The sequence below is a fragment of the Spirillospora sp. NPDC049652 genome, assembly GCF_040675125.1.
In the GTDB taxonomy this organism is placed as follows: domain Bacteria; phylum Actinomycetota; class Actinomycetes; order Streptosporangiales; family Streptosporangiaceae; genus Spirillospora.
The window spans coordinates 1-1,381 of the sequence record NZ_JBFAOF010001418.1; the positions used below are offsets into that span (position 1 = coordinate 1).

The 1,381-nt window shown below is 70.8% G+C and carries 1 protein-coding gene; it reads right to left on the reverse strand.

Features of this window, described 5'->3' with window-relative positions:
• Positions 1-124: 124 nt before the first annotated feature.
• The coding region (locus tag AB0J52_RS40700; RefSeq protein ID WP_500188573.1) for an ABC transporter substrate-binding protein at positions 125-1,381 on the reverse strand (1,257 nt) is incomplete at its 5' end.

The window sequence follows — 1,381 nt, forward strand, 5'->3', positions numbered from 1 at the left end:
CCGCGGCCGCGGTGGTGTCCGCGGCCGCGGGCGACGACTCCCGCCCATGCGGCGTCTGGTCCCCGGAGGGCGTCCCGGCCTCGCCGGGCGCCGTGTCCTTCGGAGCCGTCATGGGGGAACCGTCCTAGCTCTTGAAGGCCTTCGCGGCCTCGGACTCCAGCTTGTCCTGGGCGCCCTTGACGTCGGACGGCTTCTGCAGGAAGCCGCGCAGCGCCTCCCACTCGCCGGAACCGGGCGTGCCGCCGAACGCGGCCGGGGCCAGGTCGGACATGTCGTACCGGGCGGCGTCGCCGGCCTTCTGCATGGCGTCGACCAGCTGCTTGGCGATCGGGTCGGAGTAGGCGTCCGCGCCGACGTTCTTGTTCGGCGACAGGTAGCCGCCGAGCTTCGCCCAGGTCTTGCCCGCGTCCGGCGACGCCAGGAACTTCATCAGCGCCATCGCGCCCTTGCCGTCCTTCAGCGCGACCGCGACGTCACCGCCGAGGACCGCCGGGGCGGTGCTCCCGGCCTTCGGGAACGGGAAGACCTGCGCGTCGGTGCCGACCTTGGCCTTGGTGGTCGCGATGTTGGCGGCCGCGAAGTCGCCGCCGTAGACCATCGCGGCCTTCTCCTGGCCGAAGACCTGGGTGACCGACTCGTCGAACTTGGTCTTGGTGGCGGTGGCCAGGCCGCCCGCCATCCACTCCGGCTTGCCCCAGATCTTGCCGAGGGTCTGCAGCGCCGTCGCCACCGACGGATCGGTCCACTTGATCTCGTGCTTGGCGAGCTTGTCGTAGTTGTCCGGCCCGGCCTGCGACAGGTAGACGTTCTCGAACCAGTCGGTCAGCGTCCAGGAGTCGGACGAGGCGCCCGCGACCGTGAACGGGGTCTGGCCCGCGTCCTGCAGCGTCCCGGCGGCCTTCACCAGCTCGTCGAAGGACTGCGGCGGGTTGACGCCCGCGTCCTGCAGCACCTTCGGCCGGTACCAGATGATCGACTTGTAGGCGGCCTTGGCGAGCACGCCGTAGGTCTGGCCCTTCGCCGAGGCGAGGTTCTTCCAGTACGGGGAGAAGTTCTTGTCGATCTCGCCGACCACGTCCGGCGCCAGCGGCTTGAGCTGCCCCTTGGCCGCGTACTGCTGGAGCAGGCCGGGCTGCGGCAGGATCGCCACGTCCGGCGGGTTCTTGGCCGCGATGCGCGGGCCGAGGAACGCGTCGGTGTTCTCACCGGTGGACGCGTAGGACACCGTCGCGCCGGTCTGCTTCTCGAACGCCTTCAGGACCTGCCGGAAGTTCTGCTCCTCCGCGCCCGTCCACTTGGCCGCGACCTCGATCTTGACGCCCTTGAGCTCGCCGCCCTGCGCCGCGCCGCCGCCGTCGTCCTTCTTGTCGTCGCCGCCGCC